This window comes from Skermanella pratensis (assembly GCF_008843145.1).
Lineage (GTDB): Bacteria > Pseudomonadota > Alphaproteobacteria > Azospirillales > Azospirillaceae > Skermanella > Skermanella pratensis.
The window spans coordinates 5,038,180-5,056,012 of sequence record NZ_CP030265.1 but is presented as its reverse complement, the minus strand read 5'-3'; the positions used below and the strand labels follow the sequence as shown (position 1 = coordinate 5,056,012).

Genomic DNA, 17,833 nt, shown 5'->3' with positions numbered 1-17,833 from the left:
AAACCAAAACCAAACACTTCATTCTCGCGACCCTTCTGGTCGGCCGGTCATTGGATCGGAACCGTGTTCCCGCTGACTTCGCAGCGTGACGAGCATGCGGAATCTTCCTTAGTAAAATGTTAATCCGATCGTCCGAGATCACCTCGCCCGTGACTCGATCACAGAATTAACAGTATTTTAAACTATTTGTTTTCAACCTGCCGGACGCTGGAGAATAGGGCACCGAACGTCCTTCATGGCGCTGAAAGGCGATACCGCCGCAGCCTGATGGGTATGGCTTTGCCCCTCCCGTCGGGGCTATACTCCAGATGATGTAACCCTTCTTCGGAATTGCCCGCGTCCGCGTGACGCCCGGCTTCCGCAGCGCATCCAGGAGATCGCCATGCAAGTGCAAGCTTCGGGAGTCGGTCCCGCACCGGGCTACTCCAGCCCGCTTCAATCAGCCGCGACCCGTCCCCAGGACGAGCAGCAGGGCGGCCCGGGCGGCAACCAGGTTGCCGGCGGACCCCAAGGCGGCACCCCGGAGAACCAGCCCGTCACGGACCCTTTCGCCACCCGCGGCCGGAACGTGAACATCACGGTCTGAAGTCCACGTCCGAGGGCGCCGGCGCGTTCCGCTTGCCCACCCCCACGGGCTGCGCCACATTACCGGCATGACTTCCGATCCAAAGCCGAGCGGGCCGACAGTCCGCATCATCCCCGAGGGCGACGACCGTCACCGCCTCGTATGCCCCGATTGCGGCTTCATCAATTACGAGAACCCGAAGATCGTGGTGGGTTCCGTGGCCGCGTGGGAGGACCGCATCCTGCTGTGCCGCCGGGCGATCGAGCCGAGCAGGGGGCTTTGGACCTTGCCGGCCGGCTACATGGAGCTGAACGAGACCACTGCCGAGGGCGCGACCCGGGAAGCCTGGGAGGAGGCGAGGGCCAGGATCGAGATCGATTGCCTGCTCGCCGTGTACGAGATTCCGCGCATAAGCCAGGTCCAACTCATCTACCGCGCGAGGCTCCGGTCGCCGGACGTGGCGGCTGGGCCGGAAAGCCTGGAGGTCGGGCTTTTCAGGTGGGACGAGATCCCCTGGGACTCGATCGCCTTTCCGACCGTCCGTTGGGCCCTGGACGAGTTCAACAGCCGGCGCCGCGAGCACGAGTTCAGTCCGGCGACCAATCCGGAACCCGAACCGCCGCCGCCGACCGGGCTGTGAGGACCGCCCCCTGCCGCCAATCCCTGAATTCATCTTCCGGAAACCCCGGTCGCCGATAAAGGACCGAGAGCAGCGCGGCGGGCAGGTGCCGCGCCCGGCAGCCCAGGACAGATCGTGCCCATCAGAGAGCAGAAATCGCCGCCCGACGGCCCGCTCGATTACGAGACCTCGAAGCTCATGGCCCAGAGCGAGGACACCGCCGTCCGCGCGCGGGTGGCCGGGCGCGAGGACGTCAGGCCGGAACTGCTCTATTACCTCGCGATCGATCCCGCGGTCGAGGTGCGCCGCGAGGTGGCGGCCAACCGGTCGGCGCCGGCGCAGGCCAGCGCCGTGCTGGCGCGCGACAGCGACGAGAGCGTGCGGCGCCTGCTGGCGGACAAGCTGGCACGACTGCTGCCCGACCTCTCGCGCGAGGCTCAGGGCCAGCTTTTCCAGCTGACGGTGCGCACGCTGGAGCAACTGGCGCGCGACCAGGCGGTCGGCGTCCGGCAGGCGCTGGCGTCCAGCCTCAAGGACGTCGCCTGCGCTCCGCCAGACCTTTGCGTGCATCTGGCCCGCGACGTCGAGCGGGAAGTCGCCGAGCCGATCCTGCATTACTGCGCCACGCTGACCGACAACGACTTGCTGAGCATCATCGCCAACCAGCCGAAATCCTGGGTACTCAGCGCGATCGCCCAGCGCGACGGCGTCTCCGGTCCGGTCGCGGCGGCCCTGTACGAGACCGGCGACATCCCCGCCTCGACCGCGCTGCTCGACAACCACGGCGCCTTGATCCCCGAGCGCACCCTGTCCGGCATGGTCGAGCAGTCGGCCGCCCGCCCGTCCTGGCAGGAGCCGCTGGCCAAGCGGCCCAGGCTGCCCGGCCGGCTCGCGGTGCGGCTCGCCGAGTTCGTCGACCAGCACGTGCTGACCATCCTGCGGCAGCGTCGCGACCTGGACGGCGAGACCGCGGCCGAGGTGGTCAGCGTCGCCCGCCGCCGGATCGACTATCTTGACCAGCGGTCAGACGGGGAGCCCCCGGAGCATCGCGTCCGCCGGCTCTTCGCGGTCGGCCAGCTCGACGAGAGCGCCATCAGCGACGCGCTGTCGTGGAACGACATGGTGTTCGTCAAGCTGGGCCTGGCGCTGATGGCCGGCATCGCGCCGTGCCTGGTCGAGGAGATCATCGGGGCGCAGAGCCCCAAAGGCGTCACCGCGCTGGCCTGGCGGGCGGGCCTGAGCATGCGTTGCGCCATGCAGCTCCAATCGCGCGCCGCCAACATCCCGCCGCGCATGCTGCTGAACGCCCGCAACGGCGTGGACTATCCGCTGACCCCGGTCGAGATGACCTGGCAGCTGGAGTTCTACGGGGTCAAGCTTTAGAAGCGGGGGAGGCTTTCTCGGTCTGCGAAGCCGTCGCTGCCGGAAGTGGCGCCGGCGGATGGCTGATTGGTGTTCTGCCGGGCGCCCGGGTGGTGGCGATGCGAAGATTGCCGGGATGGCCAGCCTTGCGGCGGGAAGTTGCTTCCGGAGGGCGAAAGGCTATACAAATCTGTCCAAACAGCCCCCGATCCGGCCGACTTTCGGGCACTGCGTCAATCTGCCGCCACAACCGGAAACTGCCCCCGAAGCACCCCGAAGCGGCCTTCCGGGCGCCCGGCGGGACTCCTCGGACCAGGGCCGGCGACGCTCACATTCCGGGACGCGGAACCCGGTCCACCGGCCGCTCGACCGGGACGTTTTCCTCGAAGCTGACGACCGGAGCGGCCATGATGTCGAAGCAGCGCTGGCGCGCGGCGAGCTGTTCCAGGGTCGGCTCGTCCCGGACGAACGGCTCCTCGAACCAAGCGATCGCGCGCTCCCAGGAGGGGATGTCGACCCGCAGCAAAGTCAGCAGGGACCTGCATTCGAAGGTTTCCGCGGCATCCGAGCCGGGGGTCACGGACGTGAAGGCGGGCGGTGTCGGCTGGGCCCGCCGGGAGGCCGGGTCGGGGGCCGTTCCGGGGGATGGTGATACCACTTGGGCTTGTACCGGCAGCGAGGCCGCGAGCAGTGCCGCCGCACCGCACAAGCGGGAAGTCCAGGTCAACATGAGCGCTCTCCTCAGCCAAATTTGGTATTACCATCCAAACCTTAAGCGCGCATCGAGGGTTCCCGAAGCGCGATTCCGGGGAGGGTCGGCGCGATGGTCGTGAGCGGGTGCTACTCAACCGGCGCTCGGTTACGCCCGGCCCGTCCCCCTTGCCCTCGGGACGGAATCGGAGTACGTAGCCGCGCGGATTTGAGGGCCGATCTCAGGACCGGCCGGCCCGGACCAAAGCGACCCTCGCTCCCTCGTAAACAAAGCTCGGCAACACTTGGGGAACGCTTCATGGCACGCAATAAGATCGCGCTCGTCGGCGCCGGCCAGATCGGTGGCACGCTCGCCCTGCTGGCAGGCTTGAAGGAGCTCGGCGACATCGCCGTGTTCGACATCGCGGAAGGCATGCCGGACGGCAAGGCGCTGGACATCGCGCAGTCCGCCCCGGTCGAGGGGTTCGATGCCAAGATGGTCGGCGGCAGCGACTACTCGATTATCGAGGGCGCCGACGTCGTGATCGTGACCGCCGGCGTTCCCCGCAAGCCCGGCATGAGCCGTGACGACCTGATCGGCATCAACACCGGCGTGATGAAGACGGTCGGCGAGAACATCGGCAAGTACGCCCCGAACGCCTTCGTCATCGTCATCACCAACCCGCTCGACGTCATGGTGTGGGTGCTTCAGCAGGCGTCGGGCCTGCCCACCAGCAAGGTCGTCGGCATGGCCGGCGTGCTCGACAGCGCGCGGTTCCGGACCTTCCTGGCGGAAGAGTTCAAAGTCTCGGTCGAGGACGTGACGGCCTTCGTGCTGGGCGGCCACGGCGACACCATGGTGCCGCTGGTGCGCTACTCCACCGTCGCCGGCATCCCCCTGCCCGATCTGATCAAGATGGGTTGGACCACCCAGGAGAAGCTCGACGCGATCGTCCAGCGCACCCGCGACGGCGGCGCCGAGATCGTCAAGCTGCTGAAGACCGGCTCGGCCTTCTACGCCCCGGCCGCCTCGGCCATCGCGATGGCCGACAGCTACCTGAAGGACAAGAAGCGCGTCCTGCCGGTCGCGGCCCACCTGACCGGCCAGTACGGCGTCGACGACATGTATGTCGGCGTGCCGGCGGTGATCGGCGCGGGCGGCGTCGAGAAGATCGTCGAGATCGAACTGAACGCCGACGAGAAGGCCATGTTCGACCACTCGGTCGGGGCCGTGAAGACCCTGGTAGAGGTCGTCAAGAAAATGGAAAGCGAGAAGTCCGCCTGACAGCGGCCTTCGGGAGGCCGCCGCTCCGGGCGGCCTTTTTCGTATCCCGACTGGCCGCCCGGCATAGCCGGTACGGCCGGGCCCGGTTCAATCGGGGCGCGGAGGGTGCTAGACTGAGCGGCCGGCACCCCCGCGATCCCGACGGTACGGGCCAGGTATTCTTAAGCCGGGGTGCTTCGTTTGCCACCCGTCACCAGATAGCCGCCATCAGATAGACGGACGTCCATGAACATTCATGAATATCAGGCCAAAAACCTGCTGAAAAAATACGGTGTGTCGGTGCCGCGCGGCGGCGTCGCCTATACCATTCCCGAGGCCGAACAGGTTGCCAAGGAACTGGGCGGGCCGGTCTGGGTGGTGAAGTCCCAGATCCACGCCGGCGGCCGCGGCGCCGGGCGTTTCGCCGACAATCCCGATGGCAAGGGCGGCGTCCGCGTCGTCAAGTCGGTCGAGGACGTCGCGTCCAACGCCAAGGAGATGCTCGGCCATGTCCTGGTGACCAAGCAGACCGGCCCGGCCGGCAAGGAAGTCAAGCGCCTCTATATCGAGGAAGGCTGCGACATCAAGCGCGAGCTGTATCTGGGCCTGCTGCTTGACCGCGCCACCTCCCGCGTCACCGTGATGGCCTCGACCGAGGGCGGCATGGAGATCGAGGAGGTCGCCCACGACACGCCGGAGAAGATCATCAAGGTCGCGATCGACCCCGCGACCGGCATCTCCGGCTTCCACGCCCGCAAGATCGCCTTCGGGCTCGGCCTGGAGGGCAAGCAGGTCAACGCCGCCGTCAAGCTGATCCTGGCGACCTACAAGGCCTTCGTGGACCTGGACGCCTCGATCGTCGAGATCAACCCGCTGGTGGTGACCGGCGCCGGCGACATCATCGCGCTCGACGCCAAGATGAACTTCGACGACAACGCCCTGTTCCGCCACAAGGACGTGGAGGAGCTGCGCGACGCCGACGAGGAGGAAGCCTCCGAGCTGGAAGCCGCCAAGCACGGCCTCAACTACATCAAGCTCGACGGCTCGATCGGCTGCATGGTCAACGGCGCCGGCCTGGCGATGGCGACCATGGACATCATCAAGCTGTACGGCGGCGAGCCGGCCAACTTCCTGGACGTCGGCGGCGGCGCCACCCGCGAGCGGGTGACCACCGCGTTCAAGCTGATCCTGTCGGACAAGAACGTCGAAGGCATCCTGGTCAACATCTTCGGCGGCATCATGCGCTGCGACGTGATCGCCGAGGGCGTCGTCGCCGCGGCCCGCGAAGTCTCCCTCCATGTCCCGCTCGTCGTCCGCCTCGAAGGCACCAACGTCGACCTGGGCAAGAAGATCCTCAGTGAATCGGGCCTCCCCATCCTGTCCGCCGACAATCTGGCGGATGCGGCGGAAAAGGTCGTCAAAGCGGTGAAGGAAGCGGCGTAAATGGCTGTCCTCGTCAATTCCCAAACGAAAGTCATCTGCCAGGGCTTCACCGGCGCGCAGGGGACCTTCCACTCCGAGCAGGCGATCGCCTACGGCACGCAGATGGTCGGCGGAGTCACCCCCGGCAAGGGCGGCACCAAGCACCTGGACCTGCCGGTGTTCGACACCGTCGCCGAGGCGGTCCACACGACCGGCGCCAATGCCAGCGTGATCTACGTCCCGCCGCCCTTCGCGGCCGACGCCATCCTGGAGGCGATCGACGCCGAGATCGCGCTGGTGGTCTGCATCACCGAGGGCATCCCCGTCCTCGACATGGTGACCGTCAAGCGCGCCCTGGCCGGTTCCAAGACCCGGCTGATCGGACCGAACTGCCCGGGTGTCATCACCCCGGACGAATGCAAGATCGGCATCATGCCCGGCCATATCCACCGCCGCGGCAAGATCGGTGTTGTCTCCCGCTCCGGCACCCTCACATATGAGGCGGTGGCGCAGACCACGGCGGCGGGCCTGGGGCAGTCGACCTGCATCGGCATCGGCGGCGATCCGGTCAACGGCACCAACTTCGTGGACAGCCTGGAGCTGTTCCTGGACGACCCGGAGACCGAAGGCATCATCATGATCGGCGAGATCGGCGGCGACGCCGAGGTCAAGGGAGCCGAATTCCTGAGGGACAGCAAGACGAAGAAGCCGGTCGTAGGCTTCATCGCCGGCCGCACCGCTCCTCCGGGACGCCGGATGGGACATGCCGGCGCCGTGATCTCCGGCGGCAACGACACCGCCGACTTCAAGGTCGAGGCGCTGAAGGCCGCCGGCATCCACGTTGCCGACAGCCCGGCCAGCCTGGGCAGCACCATGCTGAAAGCTCTGAAGGGTTGATCCCGATCAGCCCGGGCCGGTCCCCGACCGGCCCGTCGGAGCCGTAAACCCTTGCCAGAAAGAGGGCGCGGGCGCCAACGCCCGCGTCATTAACAAAATGTCAGCGACCGCAGCGACCCCTGATCAGTCATCGTTCCTTTTCGGCTCGAACGCCACTTTCATCGCCGAGCTGTACGCCCGCTATCTCAAGGACCCGCAGTCCGTCGACCAGAGCTGGAGCAGCTTCTTCGGCGAATTGAACGACGACGCGCGGGAGGTGCTGGACGAACTGCGCGGGGCGAGCTGGGCCCCCAACACCACGGCGGTGATCGGCGAGGAGCCCGCCCCCGCCGCCAAGCCGAACGGTTCGGCCAAGGCCAACGGCCACGCCGCCCCGAACGGCGCCGCCGCAGCGGCTACCGTCCCGGCCGCCGCGCTGGACCAGGACCAGCTCCGCGCCGCCACGCTGGACAGCCTGCGGGCGCTGATGCTGATCCGCGTCTACCGCGTCCGCGGCCATCTCCAGGCCACCCTGGACCCGCTGGGGCTGGAGAAGCGCGAGCAGCATCCGGAACTGGACCCCAAGACCTACGGCTTCACCGACGCCGACTGGGACCGCCCGATCTTCATCAACAACGTCCTCGGCATGGAGACGGCGACGCTGCGCCAGATCCTGGAGGTGCTGAAGAAGACCTATTGCGGCACCATCGGCGTCGAGTTCATGCATATCCAGGACCCCGACCAGAAGGCCTGGATCCAGGAGCGCATCGAGGGCGGGCGCAACCACACCGACTTCACGGTCAACGGCAAGAAGGCGATCCTGGAGCGCCTGACCGCGGCCGAGAACTTCGAGCGGTTCCTCGACAAGAAATACACCGGCACCAAGCGCTTCGGCCTGGACGGCGGCGAGGCCCTGATGCCCGCCATGGAGCAGGTGCTGAAGCGCGGCGGGCAGCTCGGCCTGCGCGAGGTCGTGCTCGGCATGGCCCACCGCGGCCGTCTGAACGTGCTGGCCAACTTCATGGGCAAGCCGTTCAAGGCGATCTTCTCGGAGTTCCAGGGCAATTCGGCCCATCCGGAGGACGTCCAGGGCTCGGGCGACGTCAAGTACCACCTGGGCACCTCGTCGGACCGCGACTTCGACGGGATCCCGGTCCATCTGTCGCTGAGCCCGAACCCGTCGCACCTGGAAGCGGTCGACCCGGTCGTGATCGGCCGCGTGCGCGCCAAGCAGATCCAGCGCTGCGGCACCGTCCCGCCGACCGACCAGAGCCGCGACGAGGTGCTGGGCATCCTGCTGCACGGCGACGCGGCCTTCGCCGGCCAGGGTCTGGTGGCCGAGACGCTGATGATGAGCGAGCTCAAGGGCTATCGCGTCGGCGGCACGATCCACTTCATCATCAACAACCAGATCGGCTTCACCACGATGCCGAGCTATTCGCGCTCGGGGCCGTACTGCACCGACGTCGCGAAGATGATCCAGGCGCCGATCTTCCACGTCAACGGCGACGACCCTGAAGCGGTCGTCCACGTCGCCCGGATCGCGATCGAGTTCCGCCAGAAGTTCAAGAAGGACGTGGTCGTCGACCTGTTCTGCTACCGCCGCCACGGCCACAACGAGGGTGACGAGCCCGCGTTCACCCAGCCGCTGATGTACAAGGCAATCCGTAGCCACGCGACGACGCGCGAGATCTACGCCAAGAAGCTGGTCGACGAGAACGTCATCACGGCCGAGGAGTCCGAGAAGATCGTCGCCGACTTCTACAAGAAGCTGGAGGACGAGTTCGAGGTCGCCAGCCACTACAAGCCCAACCGCGCCGACTGGCTGGAAGGCAAGTGGTCGGGCCTGGAGGCGGCGTCGGGCGACGACCGCCGCGGCAATACCGCGGTCGAGCTGGACGTGTTGCGCGAGGTCGGAAAGGCGATCTCGACCGATCCGAAGCACATCAAGATCAACTCCAAGATCGCCCGCCAGCTCAAGGCCAAGGCCCAGGCGATCGAGAGCGGCGAGGGCATCGACTGGGCGACCGCCGAGGCGCTGGCGTTCGGTACCCTGTGCGTCGAGGGCACGCCGGTCCGCCTGTCCGGCCAGGACGTCGGCCGCGGCACCTTCTCCCAGCGCCATTCGGTGCTGGTCGACCAGGAGACCGAGGAGCGGTTCGTCCCGCTCAACAACATCCGCGACGGCCAGGCGATCTACGAGGTCCATGACAGCCCGCTGTCCGAAGCCGCCGTCCTGGGCTTCGAGTACGGCGTCTCGCTGGCCGAGCCGCACGAGCTGGTGATCTGGGAGGCGCAGTTCGGCGACTTCGCCAACGGCGCCCAGGTGATCATCGACCAGTTCATCAGCTCGGGCGAGTCCAAGTGGCTGCGCATGTCCGGCTTGGTGCTGCTGCTGCCCCACGGCTACGAGGGGCAGGGGCCGGAGCACAGCTCCGCCCGCCTGGAGCGGTACCTGCAGATGTGCGGCGAGGACAACTGGCAGATCCTGAACTGCACGACGCCGGCCAACTATTTTCACGCGCTGCGCCGGCAGGTCCGCCGCGACTTCCGCAAGCCCCTGGTCGTGTTCGAGCCGAAGTCGCTGCTGCGCCACAAGCTGGCGGTGTCGAAGCTGGAGGATTTCGGTCCGGGCACCTCGTTCCACCGCATCCTGAGCGAGCCGTACGAGCTGGTCGCCGACGACCAGGTCAAGCGGGTCGTGCTGTGCACCGGCAAGGTCTATTACGACCTGCTGCAGGAGCGCGAGACGCGGGGCATCAAGGACGTGGCGATCGTCCGGCTGGAGCAGCTCTATCCGTTCCCGCGCACCTCGCTGACCCGCGAGCTGTCCCGCTACGGCAACGCCGACGTGGTCTGGTGCCAGGAAGAGCCGCGCAACATGGGGGCCTGGACCTTCATCGACCGCCGGCTCGAGGACTGCATGGTGGCGGCCCAGCTGAAGGCGAGCCGTCCGCTTTATGCCGGCCGCATCGAGGCGGCCTCCCCGGCGACCGGCCTGCTGAAGCGGCACAACCGTGAGCAGGCGCAGCTCGTCGACGAGGCGCTGACCGTCAAGTAACCGGACCTGCGGGGGCGCCGTCCTGCGGCCGCCCCCGCACCTCCCAACAAAACCGAGCGCACCGCTCACATAAAAAGGTTTGAAATCATGGCCCTGGAAATCACGGTCCCCGTCCTCGGTGAATCGGTCAGCGAAGCCACCGTCGCGAAGTGGCTGAAGAAGATCGGCGACCCGGTCGCCATGGACGAGCCCCTGCTGGAGCTGGAAACCGACAAGGTCACGCTGGAGGTCAACGCCACCTCCGCCGGCACGCTGGCCGAGATCGTCGCCGAGGAAGGCGCCACGGTCGAGGTCGGGGCCCTGCTGGGCACCCTGTCCGACGGTGCCGGCGCGCCGGCCGCCAAGCCGGCGGAGTCGAAGCCGGAAGCCAAGGCCGAACCCGCCCCCGCACCCGCGCCGGCGGCTCCCGCCGCCCCGGCCGCCGAGCAGCACGACACCCTGTCCCCGGCGGTGCGCAAGCTGATCGACGACAACAAGCTGAAGGCGTCGGACATCAAGGCGACCGGCAAGGACGGCCGCCTGACCAAGGAAGACGTGCTGCGCTTCCTGGAGAGCCGCCCGACCGAGATGCCGGCCGCCCCCGCTCCGGCTCCCGCGGCAAAGCCGGCGCCGAAGCCCGCCGTTCCGGCCGGACCGCGCGCCCGCGCCGCCCAGGAGGAGCGCGTCCGCATGACGCGCCTGCGCCAACGCATCGCCGAGCGCCTGAAGGAAGCCCAGGACACGGCGGCCATGCTGACCACCTTCAACGAGGTGGACATGACCAACCTGCTGGCGGTGCGCAATTCCTACAAGGACGTGTTCGAGAAGAAGCACGGCGTCAAGCTGGGCTTCATGTCCTTCTTCGTGAAGGCCTGCATCACGGCGCTCCAGGAACTCCCGGCGGTCAACGCCGAGATCGAGGGCACCGACATCATCTACAAGAACTACTATGACATCGGCGTCGCCGTCGGCACGCCGAGCGGCCTGGTGGTTCCGGTGGTGCGCGACGCCGACAAGCTGAACTTCGCCGGGGTCGAGAAGACCATCGGCGCGCTCGGCAAGAAGGCCCGCGACGGCAAGCTGTCCATGGAGGAGCTGTCCGGCGGCACCTTCACGATCTCCAACGGCGGCGTCTACGGCTCGCTGATGTCCACCCCGATCATCAACCCGCCCCAGTCGGCCATCCTGGGCATGCACAAGACCATGGAACGCCCGATGGTGGTCAACGGCAAGATCGAGGCCCGGCCGATGATGTACCTGGCGCTGAGCTACGACCACCGCATCATCGACGGCAAGGAAGCGGTGACCTTCCTGGTCCGGGTCAAGGAGTGCATCGAGGACCCGCAGCGTATCCTGCTGGACGTCTGATCGCCACCTCGCCGCGCAAGAGAAGTCCACGCCCCGGCCGCTCCCATGGCCGGGGCGGCGTTGTATCCCCATCGGGCAGGGGCGGAAGGCACCATGAACGCTCTGGAGCACGGCATCACCGAGGAGACGAGGCGGTCACCGCCTTCGTCGGCGAGGCGCCGGCGTCCGTTCGCGGTGCTGACCGCCGACGACAGCCGCACCGGCCGGGCGCTGAAGGCGATCAAGGCGCTGCGGCGCGACGCCTATGTGGTGATGGTGACGTCGGACGCGGCGATGGACACCGTGCGCGACGCGCGGTCGCTGGGGGCCGACGACTACCTGTTCAAGCCCGTCCAGCAGCCCAACCTCAAGAAGGTCTGGTCACGCTTCCGCGTCATGGCGCCGCAATATGTCGGTCACGGCCAGACCATCTTCCGACAAACCGCCTTCCGAGGAACTGCCGGCGGTCCGGGTACTGCTCCCCCGTTACGCCACGGCGCTGAGCAGCGGCAGGGTCAGGTTATCCTCCTCGGTGTCCAGGCACTCGATGCGGAAGGGGGCACGGACGCCGCCGTTCAGCAGTTCGGCGCATTCCAGCCCCTTGCGGACGCGTTGCTCGGCCGGCTGGCCGGCGGTGGAGGCCAGCGAGCCCAGGGCGTAGTCGGCGCCGCAGCCGATCGCGTGGAAGCCGCGGGTCGTCTCGCAGACCTGGTAATCGCTCTGGATCGAGAACAGGCGCCCCTCGTAGGCCACCAGGAAGCTGCCGCCCTGTTCGGCGTCGTTGTTGCGCTGGGCGTAGCCGCCCTCCTTCAGGCAGTTCCGGACCTCGTCCACGAAGTCGGTGACCATGAAGCGGAACACGTCCATCCCCTCGGGCCGCTTCGGCGGACGCAGCCGGAACGCCAGCAGCTGGCCCATGCGGAACGAGCTGGTGAACCCGATCAGGAAGTCGCCGTTGCGGAAGACCTTGGGGTCGGCGCGCACGGTGATGTCCAAACCGGAAACTCCGGCGCTGTCGCCGCCCATCCATACGCGGCGGCCTTCGATCAATCCAACGATGCAGGTCATGGGTTCCCCGAACTGGCAAATCAACCAGACGGAGAATGGCGGCTGTATGGTTAATAAAATCCTACCGAGATTGAGCCAGAATTACCGACGGCGCGCCGACAGCATTCCCTTGGTCCGGCCTTCCCGTGCGGTCAGATCCTTCTTGAACTGCTCGAAGGCGAAGAAGATGCTGGAGATTCCGTCCGCCGTGCCGTCGCCGTAATAGACGTCCATCTTGATCCGCCCCTCCGGTGTGCGGATCAGGGTATCGTAACGGCTGAACATGACTTCGAAGATGGTGCAGAAGTCCTGGTCGGTGAATTTATAGACAGTTGCCTCGATGCTGCCGACGATCGCCGCCGTGAAGGTCTGGCGCTGCTGGTTGAACTGCCTGAAGCGCAGCAGCATGCGGATGAAGATCTTGTCCGCCAGCATGCTCATGGTCTCGTCCGCCCGGATCAGCGGCCACATCTGAGTATCGTCGTCGGTCCCGATGGTGGCGAAGATCGCCTGGGCCTGGCTGTTCAGCATCTCGTACTCGGCGTTGCTGAACAGGGTCGTGACGTTGCGCTGGATGCCGCGGACGATGACCTGGGGGAAATACTTGCCGCTGATCGGGTCCATGCGGGACGGGATGTTGGTGATCAGAAGCGAGAAGACGAAGCGGGTCAGGAAATCCTTGCGCCGGGCGTCGGGGTTGTAGGCGCGGGCGCCGTGCTTGTCCAGGCACAGCCGGCAATTGGCCTTGAAGGCGGGCAGCGTCTTTGGCCAGAACCCCTCGATCAGGGTGAAGGCGCGGTCCAGCTCGTCGCGGGTGATGTGGTCCTTGCGCTCGAATTGCACCGCCAGCGCCTCGTAGAAGGTACGGATCAGCGTCTGCGCCAGATCATGCTGGGTCTGATGAAACGTCTCGTCGGCCATGTTCTTGCTTCAAATCCATGCCGGAAAGGGACGTCTGTTAAGCTCCGTCCAATTGCGCCCGCATCTTGAGCGCCGGCCCGGTTAAGGAAGATTTACGGCGGTGCCATGCCACCCGCCGCCGGTGTGCGACCCATCGCCGCGCAGCCGCCCGGCGTGCCGCCCGGCCCCGCGGATATCAGGGTTTTCGGGCATTTCCATGGACTTGTGACAGTCACGACGATTGCCACGGGCCGCATGAGAGGCCATAAATCGCATCCGCAAAGCACGGCCACGCTCGCGAGCTGCCCACGGAGGCGAAGAAGAAAAATGCCTGAGAAAACCTACGACGTTGTAGTCATCGGCGGCGGTCCCGGCGGATATGTCGCCGCGATCCGCGCAGCTCAGCTCGGCCTGAAGGCGGCCTGCGTGGAAATGCGCAAGACGCTGGGCGGCACCTGCCTCAATGTCGGCTGCATCCCGTCCAAGGCGTTGCTCACCAGTTCGGAAAAGTTCGAGGAAGCCAAGCACAGCTTCGCGTCGCACGGCATCAAGCTGGGATCGATCGAGCTGGACCTGCCCGCGATGATGGCCAACAAGAACAAGGTCGTCGACGACAACACCAAGGGCATCGAGTTCCTGTTCAAGAAGAACAAGGTCGACTGGCTGAAGGGCCGCGGACGCATCTCCGCCAGGAACGAAGTGACGATCGAGGGCGACGGCGTCAGCGAGACGGTCGGCGCCAAGAGCATCATCATCGCCACCGGCTCGGAATCCATGCCCGTTCCCGGCGTCGAGGTGGACGAGCAGCGCATCGTCACCTCCACCGGCGCGCTGGAGCTGGCCGAGGTGCCCAAGCGCTTCGCGGTGATCGGTGGCGGCGTGATCGGGCTGGAGATGGCCTCGGTCTGGGGCCGGCTGGGCGCGGAAGTCACCGTCATCGAGTTCCTGGACCGCATCCTGCCCGGCATGGACGGCGAGGTGTCCAAGCAGATGCAGCGCATCCTGGGCAAGCAGGGCATGACCTTCAAGCTGAACACCAAGGTCACGGCCGCCGCGGTGGGCAACGCGGGCGTCACCCTGACGGTCGAGCCGTCCAAGGGCGGCGAGGCGCAGCAGATCGAGGCCGACGTCGTCCTGGTCGCGATCGGCCGCCGGCCCTACACCGCCGGGCTGGGCCTGGAGGAGATCGGCGTCGAGATCAATCAGCGCGGCCGGATCGTCACCACCCACCACTGGGAGACCAACGTCCCCGGCGTCTACGCCATCGGCGACGTGATCGAAGGCCAGATGCTGGCCCACAAGGCCGAGGACGAGGGCGTCGCGGTGGCCGAGCTGATCGCGGGCCAGTCGGCCCACATCAACTACGACGCCATTCCCGGCGTGGTCTACACCTGGCCGGAAGCTTCCACCGTGGGCAAGACGGAGGAGCAGCTCAAGGCCGCCGGCGTCAAGTACAAGGTCGGCAAGTTCCCCTTCACCGCCAACGGCCGCGCCCGCGCGCTCGGCATGACCGATGGTTTCGTGAAGATGCTGGCAGACGCCGCGACCGACCGCGTGCTGGGCGTCCACATCGTCGGCGCCAGCGCCGGCGACCTGATCGCCGAGGTGGCCCTGGCGATGGAGTTCGGTGCGTCCGCCGAGGACATCGCGCGGACCTGCCACGCCCACCCGACCCTGAACGAGGCGGTCAAGGAAGCGGCCCTGGCGGTGGATGGCCGAGCCCTCCACATCTGATCCGGCGCCATCCGGACCGGCGGCCGGGAGGGCTTCTCCCGGCAGGCTGGCCGTGCTGCTGTGCCTTGCCGAGGTCCTCGGCATGGCCGGCACCATGAGCTTCCCGGCGCTGCTGCCGACCTTCTTCGCGGAGTGGCGCCTGGGCACGGTGGAGGCCGGCTGGATCAACGGCGTGTTCCATGGCGGCTACGTCGCCGCCGTGCCGGTCCTGGTCACCCTGACCGACCGGATCGACCCCCGGCGGATATACCTGTTCTCGACCGCGCTGGCCGCCCTGGCGCTGCTGGGCTTCGCCCTGTTCGCGGACGGGTTCTGGACCGCCATGCTGTTCCGTGCCCTGGGCGGCGTGGGGCTGGCCGGCACCTACATGCCTGGGCTGCGCATCCTGTCCGACCATACCGCCGGTCCGCGGCAGGGGCGCTACCTGTCCTTCTACACGGCCAGCTACGCCCTGGGCTCCAGCGCGTCCGTGCTGATCGCCGGGCTGGCGGGGGCCGAGTTCGGCTGGCGGGCCGCCTTCCTGGCCTCCTCGGCGGCGACCGCCGCGGCGCTTGCGCTCGCTTGGTGGGGGATTCCTCGGGCGCCGGCCGACCGTCCGCCGGCCGAGACGGCGCTGCTGGACTTCCGACCCGTGCTGCGCCACCGGGCGGCCATGGGCTACATCCTGGCCTATTCGGCGCACTGCTACGAGCTGTTCGGCCTGCGGGCCTGGCTGGTGGCCTTCCTCGCCTTCGCCTTGGCGACCAGCGCCGGGACCGTGCCCGACGGGAGCGTGCCGGCCGTGGTGACCACCATCGGCACCGTCATCCTGCTGCTGGGGCTTCCGGCCAGCATCCTCGGCAACGAGGCCGCGACCCGGTATGGCCGGCGCCGCGTCCTGGTCGCGATCATGGCGGGGTCGGCGGTGCTGGCCTGCGGCGTCGGGTTCGCGGCGAGCCTGCCGTTCTGGCTGGCGGTCTGCGTCGTGGCGCTCTACGGCGTCACGGTGACGGCCGACAGCGCGTCCCTTACTGTCGGCGCAGTCACCAACGCCCAGCCGGGCCGCCGGGGCGCCACCATGGCGGTCCACTCCTTCCTCGGCTTCACGGCGGCCTTCGCAGGCTCCGTGATGTTCGGCGTGGTCCTGGATGCGGCAGGCGGCGGGAGCAGCCAGATGGCCTGGGGGCTGGCCTTCGTCTCCCAGGGGGTGGTGGTGGCGCTGGGGCCGGTGGCCCTGCTCGTCCTGGGTGACATGGCAGGCGGCGGCAAGCGCTGATATTCGGCCGCTAATCCTCGGCGGTCTTCTTCCGGGCGCGGGGGTGGGCGTTCTCGTAGACGCCCAGCATCTGGTCCGCGTCGACCTCGGTGTAGCGCTGGGTGCTGGACAGCGAGGCATGGCCCAGCAGGTCCTGGATCGCCCGCAGGTCACTGCCGTCGGCCAGCAGGTGAGTCGCGAAGCTGTGGCGCAGGGCATGGGGAGTCGCGGTGTCGGGCAGTCCCATCAGGTGCCGGATCTCCCGCATCTGTTTCTGGGCGACGGCGGCCTGGAGCCGGGCGCCGCGCACGCCGACGAACAGCGGCCCGTCCGCGGGCAGGGCGAAGGGGCAGGCGGCGACGTAATCCGCCAGGGCGTCGCGCACCACCGGCAGCACCGGCACCATGCGCTGCTTGCTGCCCTTGCCCGTCACTATCAGGGTATCGTCGGCCGGCATGTCGCGTCGGTTCAGGCTCAACGCCTCGTCGATGCGCAGGCCGCAGCCATAGAGCAGTGTGAACAGCGCGCGGTCGCGCTTGCCGACCCAGGGCTCGTTGGCCCAGGCCTCGGCGTTGGGCAGCAATGCCGCGGCGTCCGCCACCGTGAGGGGCTTCGGCAGCCGGTCCGGCAGCTTGGGCGCCCGGATCAGCCCGACGGCGGCATTGTGCATGCGCCCGCTGCGGTCGAGCCAGCGGAAGAAGTTGCGGATGCCCGACAGCGCCCGCGCCCGGCTCGCCGTGCCCAGCCCGTCCGCCGCCTGCCGCGCCAGCCAGGCGCGGAAGTCCATCAGCCGGGCTTGGCTGAGGTCGTTCAGCGCGGGCGGCCGGCCATGATATCCGGTCAGGAACTCCAGGAACCCGGAGAGGTCGGCGGTGTATGCCGACAGCGTGTGGCGCGACACGCGCTTCTCCATCTCCAGCCATCGGCGCCACGCGGCGATGGCCGCCGTGACATCCTCGGCGCAGGAGAAGCCGATTACTCCGGCAGGTCGAGCCATGCCCGGATGCTGCGCTCGATCACCCGGCCCAGGAAGCAGACCAGTTCGGTCCCCTGGCCGGAATGGAACATGTCGGGATCGCGGCTGCCGAAGGCGAGCAGCCCCGGCGGCGTATCCTCGCTGACCTGGATGCGGATCAGCGCCTGGGAGCGCACCAGCCCGGCCGCGGCGCCGAAGATCGCCGGATCGCCGCGGGTGTCCGAATAGAGCATCACGTCGCGCCGGCCGAGCCAGCCGTCGACCGTACCCGCCTCGACCACCCGTACGCCCGAGGTGTGTACGTGCGGCCGGTCCTCGCCGTTCGCCTCCACCGCCAGGCCGGCCACGTCCAGGTCCAGCAGAACCGCCAGATCCGTCGTTATGGTCTGGATCAGCTGCTCGAACGACCGTGCGTCCAGCAGGAACAGCACGGCGGCATGGATCCGGTTCTGGTTGTTGATGTTGGCGCGGGTGGTGGTGATCAGCTCCCGCTGCTGCTCCTTCAGGCGCCCGACCTCGCCCCGAAGCCGCTCGACCATGAAGTACTGGAAATCCACCACCCCTTTGCCGTGCGCCATGGCCGGAGGCGTCAGGTGCTGGACAAGGTCGGCGTGCTGGGTCAGGAAATCGGGATGTTCGCGCAGATATGCCGCGACATCCTCCGCAGTCAGCGCGTCCATCGTCCTTTGGCTATGTCCGGTTTCCCGAGCCATCAGCGTCGGCCCTCTCCCATTGTCGAACCCCATGCCCGTTCCAA

The 17,833-nt window shown here is 67.5% G+C and carries 15 protein-coding genes; 10 read left to right on the top strand and 5 right to left on the bottom strand.

The genetic code is table 11. From position 1 onward, the window contains the following. Positions 1-382: 382 nt before the first annotated feature. The 3 genes from DPR14_RS23225 (at position 383) to DPR14_RS23215 (ending at position 2,567) form a co-directional block, all read left to right on the top strand. A complete protein-coding gene (locus DPR14_RS23225; protein WP_158047260.1) occupies positions 383-586 on the top strand; it encodes a hypothetical protein in 204 nt (67 codons plus the stop codon). 67 nt (positions 587-653) lie between these two features. After that, positions 654-1,205, top strand: coding sequence for an NUDIX hydrolase (locus tag DPR14_RS23220; RefSeq protein WP_158047259.1), 552 nt, complete (start codon positions 654-656; stop codon positions 1,203-1,205). A gap of 114 nt (positions 1,206-1,319) precedes the next feature. Further along, positions 1,320-2,567, top strand: coding sequence for a DUF2336 domain-containing protein (locus DPR14_RS23215; protein ID WP_246148520.1), 1,248 nt, complete (start codon positions 1,320-1,322; stop codon positions 2,565-2,567). A gap of 307 nt (positions 2,568-2,874) precedes the next feature. Here DPR14_RS23215 and DPR14_RS23210 read toward each other — a convergent pair whose 3' ends face one another. After that, positions 2,875-3,276, bottom strand: a complete 402-nt coding sequence (locus DPR14_RS23210) for a hypothetical protein (RefSeq protein WP_158047258.1) — start codon at positions 3,274-3,276, stop codon at positions 2,875-2,877. Between the two features lie 279 nt (positions 3,277-3,555). Between DPR14_RS23210 and mdh the strand changes: the two genes are divergently transcribed. From mdh to odhB, 5 genes are all read left to right on the top strand, one after another. After that, a complete protein-coding gene (gene mdh, locus DPR14_RS23205) occupies positions 3,556-4,521 on the top strand; it encodes a malate dehydrogenase (protein WP_158047257.1) in 966 nt (321 codons plus the stop codon). Positions 4,522-4,746: 225 nt separating this feature from the next. Beyond that, a complete protein-coding gene (sucC, locus tag DPR14_RS23200; protein WP_158047256.1) occupies positions 4,747-5,943 on the top strand; it encodes an ADP-forming succinate--CoA ligase subunit beta in 1,197 nt (398 codons plus the stop codon). Beyond that, positions 5,944-6,819 (top strand): succinate--CoA ligase subunit alpha, encoded by an 876-nt coding sequence (sucD, locus tag DPR14_RS23195; protein WP_158047255.1) that lies wholly within the window; start codon positions 5,944-5,946, stop codon positions 6,817-6,819. Between the two features lie 97 nt (positions 6,820-6,916). Beyond that, entirely contained in the window at positions 6,917-9,859 is a 2,943-nt protein-coding gene (locus DPR14_RS23190; RefSeq protein ID WP_158047254.1) for a 2-oxoglutarate dehydrogenase E1 component, read from the top strand. Positions 9,860-9,946: 87 nt separating this feature from the next. Next, positions 9,947-11,206 carry a 2-oxoglutarate dehydrogenase complex dihydrolipoyllysine-residue succinyltransferase gene (gene odhB / locus DPR14_RS23185; protein WP_158047253.1) on the top strand — a complete coding sequence of 420 codons (1,260 nt, stop codon included), beginning with the start codon at positions 9,947-9,949 and terminating at the stop codon, positions 11,204-11,206. 465 nt (positions 11,207-11,671) lie between these two features. Here odhB and DPR14_RS23175 read toward each other — a convergent pair whose 3' ends face one another. Together DPR14_RS23175 and DPR14_RS23170 are read right to left on the bottom strand one after the other, a co-directional pair. Continuing rightward, positions 11,672-12,253, bottom strand: a complete 582-nt coding sequence (locus DPR14_RS23175) for a hypothetical protein (protein ID WP_158047252.1) — start codon at positions 12,251-12,253, stop codon at positions 11,672-11,674. 81 nt (positions 12,254-12,334) lie between these two features. Continuing rightward, positions 12,335-13,153: a hypothetical protein gene (locus DPR14_RS23170; RefSeq protein WP_158047251.1), complete on the bottom strand. Its 819-nt coding sequence runs from the start codon at positions 13,151-13,153 to the stop codon at positions 12,335-12,337. Between the two features lie 306 nt (positions 13,154-13,459). Here DPR14_RS23170 and lpdA point away from each other — a divergent pair, with 306 nt between their 5' ends. Together lpdA and DPR14_RS23160 are read left to right on the top strand one after the other, a co-directional pair. Continuing rightward, positions 13,460-14,866, top strand: a complete 1,407-nt coding sequence (lpdA, locus tag DPR14_RS23165; RefSeq protein ID WP_158047250.1) for a dihydrolipoyl dehydrogenase — start codon at positions 13,460-13,462, stop codon at positions 14,864-14,866. Next, positions 14,844-16,121, top strand: coding sequence for an MFS transporter (locus DPR14_RS23160; RefSeq protein WP_246148518.1), 1,278 nt, complete (start codon positions 14,844-14,846; stop codon positions 16,119-16,121). Before lpdA ends, DPR14_RS23160 begins: the two co-directional genes overlap by 23 nt. Before the next feature lie 10 nt (positions 16,122-16,131). Here the strand turns inward: DPR14_RS23160 and DPR14_RS23155 are convergent, their stop codons facing one another. Together DPR14_RS23155 and DPR14_RS23150 are read right to left on the bottom strand one after the other, a co-directional pair. After that, positions 16,132-17,097, bottom strand: coding sequence for a tyrosine recombinase XerC (locus DPR14_RS23155; RefSeq protein WP_158047249.1), 966 nt, complete (start codon positions 17,095-17,097; stop codon positions 16,132-16,134). Next, positions 17,076-17,756 (bottom strand): DUF484 family protein, encoded by a 681-nt coding sequence (locus DPR14_RS23150; protein WP_246148515.1) that lies wholly within the window; start codon positions 17,754-17,756, stop codon positions 17,076-17,078. Before DPR14_RS23150 ends, DPR14_RS23155 begins: the two co-directional genes overlap by 22 nt. Between the last annotated feature and the right edge of the window lie 77 nt (positions 17,757-17,833).

Excerpts from the sequence above, each read along its gene's own strand:
- DPR14_RS23225 (WP_158047260.1), top strand. The coding sequence starts at position 383 with ATGCAAGTGCAAGCTTCGGGAGTCGGTCCCGCACCGGGCTACTCCAGC.
- DPR14_RS23220 (WP_158047259.1), top strand. The coding sequence starts at position 654 with ATGACTTCCGATCCAAAGCCGAGCGGGCCGACAGTCCGCATCATCCCC.
- DPR14_RS23210 (WP_158047258.1), bottom strand. The coding sequence starts at position 3,276 with ATGTTGACCTGGACTTCCCGCTTGTGCGGTGCGGCGGCACTGCTCGCG.
- mdh (WP_158047257.1), top strand. The coding sequence starts at position 3,556 with ATGGCACGCAATAAGATCGCGCTCGTCGGCGCCGGCCAGATCGGTGGC.
- sucC (WP_158047256.1), top strand. The coding sequence starts at position 4,747 with ATGAACATTCATGAATATCAGGCCAAAAACCTGCTGAAAAAATACGGT.
- sucD (WP_158047255.1), top strand. The coding sequence starts at position 5,944 with ATGGCTGTCCTCGTCAATTCCCAAACGAAAGTCATCTGCCAGGGCTTC.
- DPR14_RS23190 (WP_158047254.1), top strand. The coding sequence starts at position 6,917 with ATGTCAGCGACCGCAGCGACCCCTGATCAGTCATCGTTCCTTTTCGGC.
- odhB (WP_158047253.1), top strand. The coding sequence starts at position 9,947 with ATGGCCCTGGAAATCACGGTCCCCGTCCTCGGTGAATCGGTCAGCGAA.
- DPR14_RS23175 (WP_158047252.1), bottom strand. The coding sequence starts at position 12,253 with ATGACCTGCATCGTTGGATTGATCGAAGGCCGCCGCGTATGGATGGGC.
- DPR14_RS23170 (WP_158047251.1), bottom strand. The coding sequence starts at position 13,153 with ATGGCCGACGAGACGTTTCATCAGACCCAGCATGATCTGGCGCAGACG.
- lpdA (WP_158047250.1), top strand. The coding sequence starts at position 13,460 with ATGCCTGAGAAAACCTACGACGTTGTAGTCATCGGCGGCGGTCCCGGC.
- DPR14_RS23160 (WP_246148518.1), top strand. The coding sequence starts at position 14,844 with ATGGCCGAGCCCTCCACATCTGATCCGGCGCCATCCGGACCGGCGGCC.
- DPR14_RS23155 (WP_158047249.1), bottom strand. The coding sequence starts at position 17,097 with ATGGCTCGACCTGCCGGAGTAATCGGCTTCTCCTGCGCCGAGGATGTC.
- DPR14_RS23150 (WP_246148515.1), bottom strand. The coding sequence starts at position 17,756 with ATGGACGCGCTGACTGCGGAGGATGTCGCGGCATATCTGCGCGAACAT.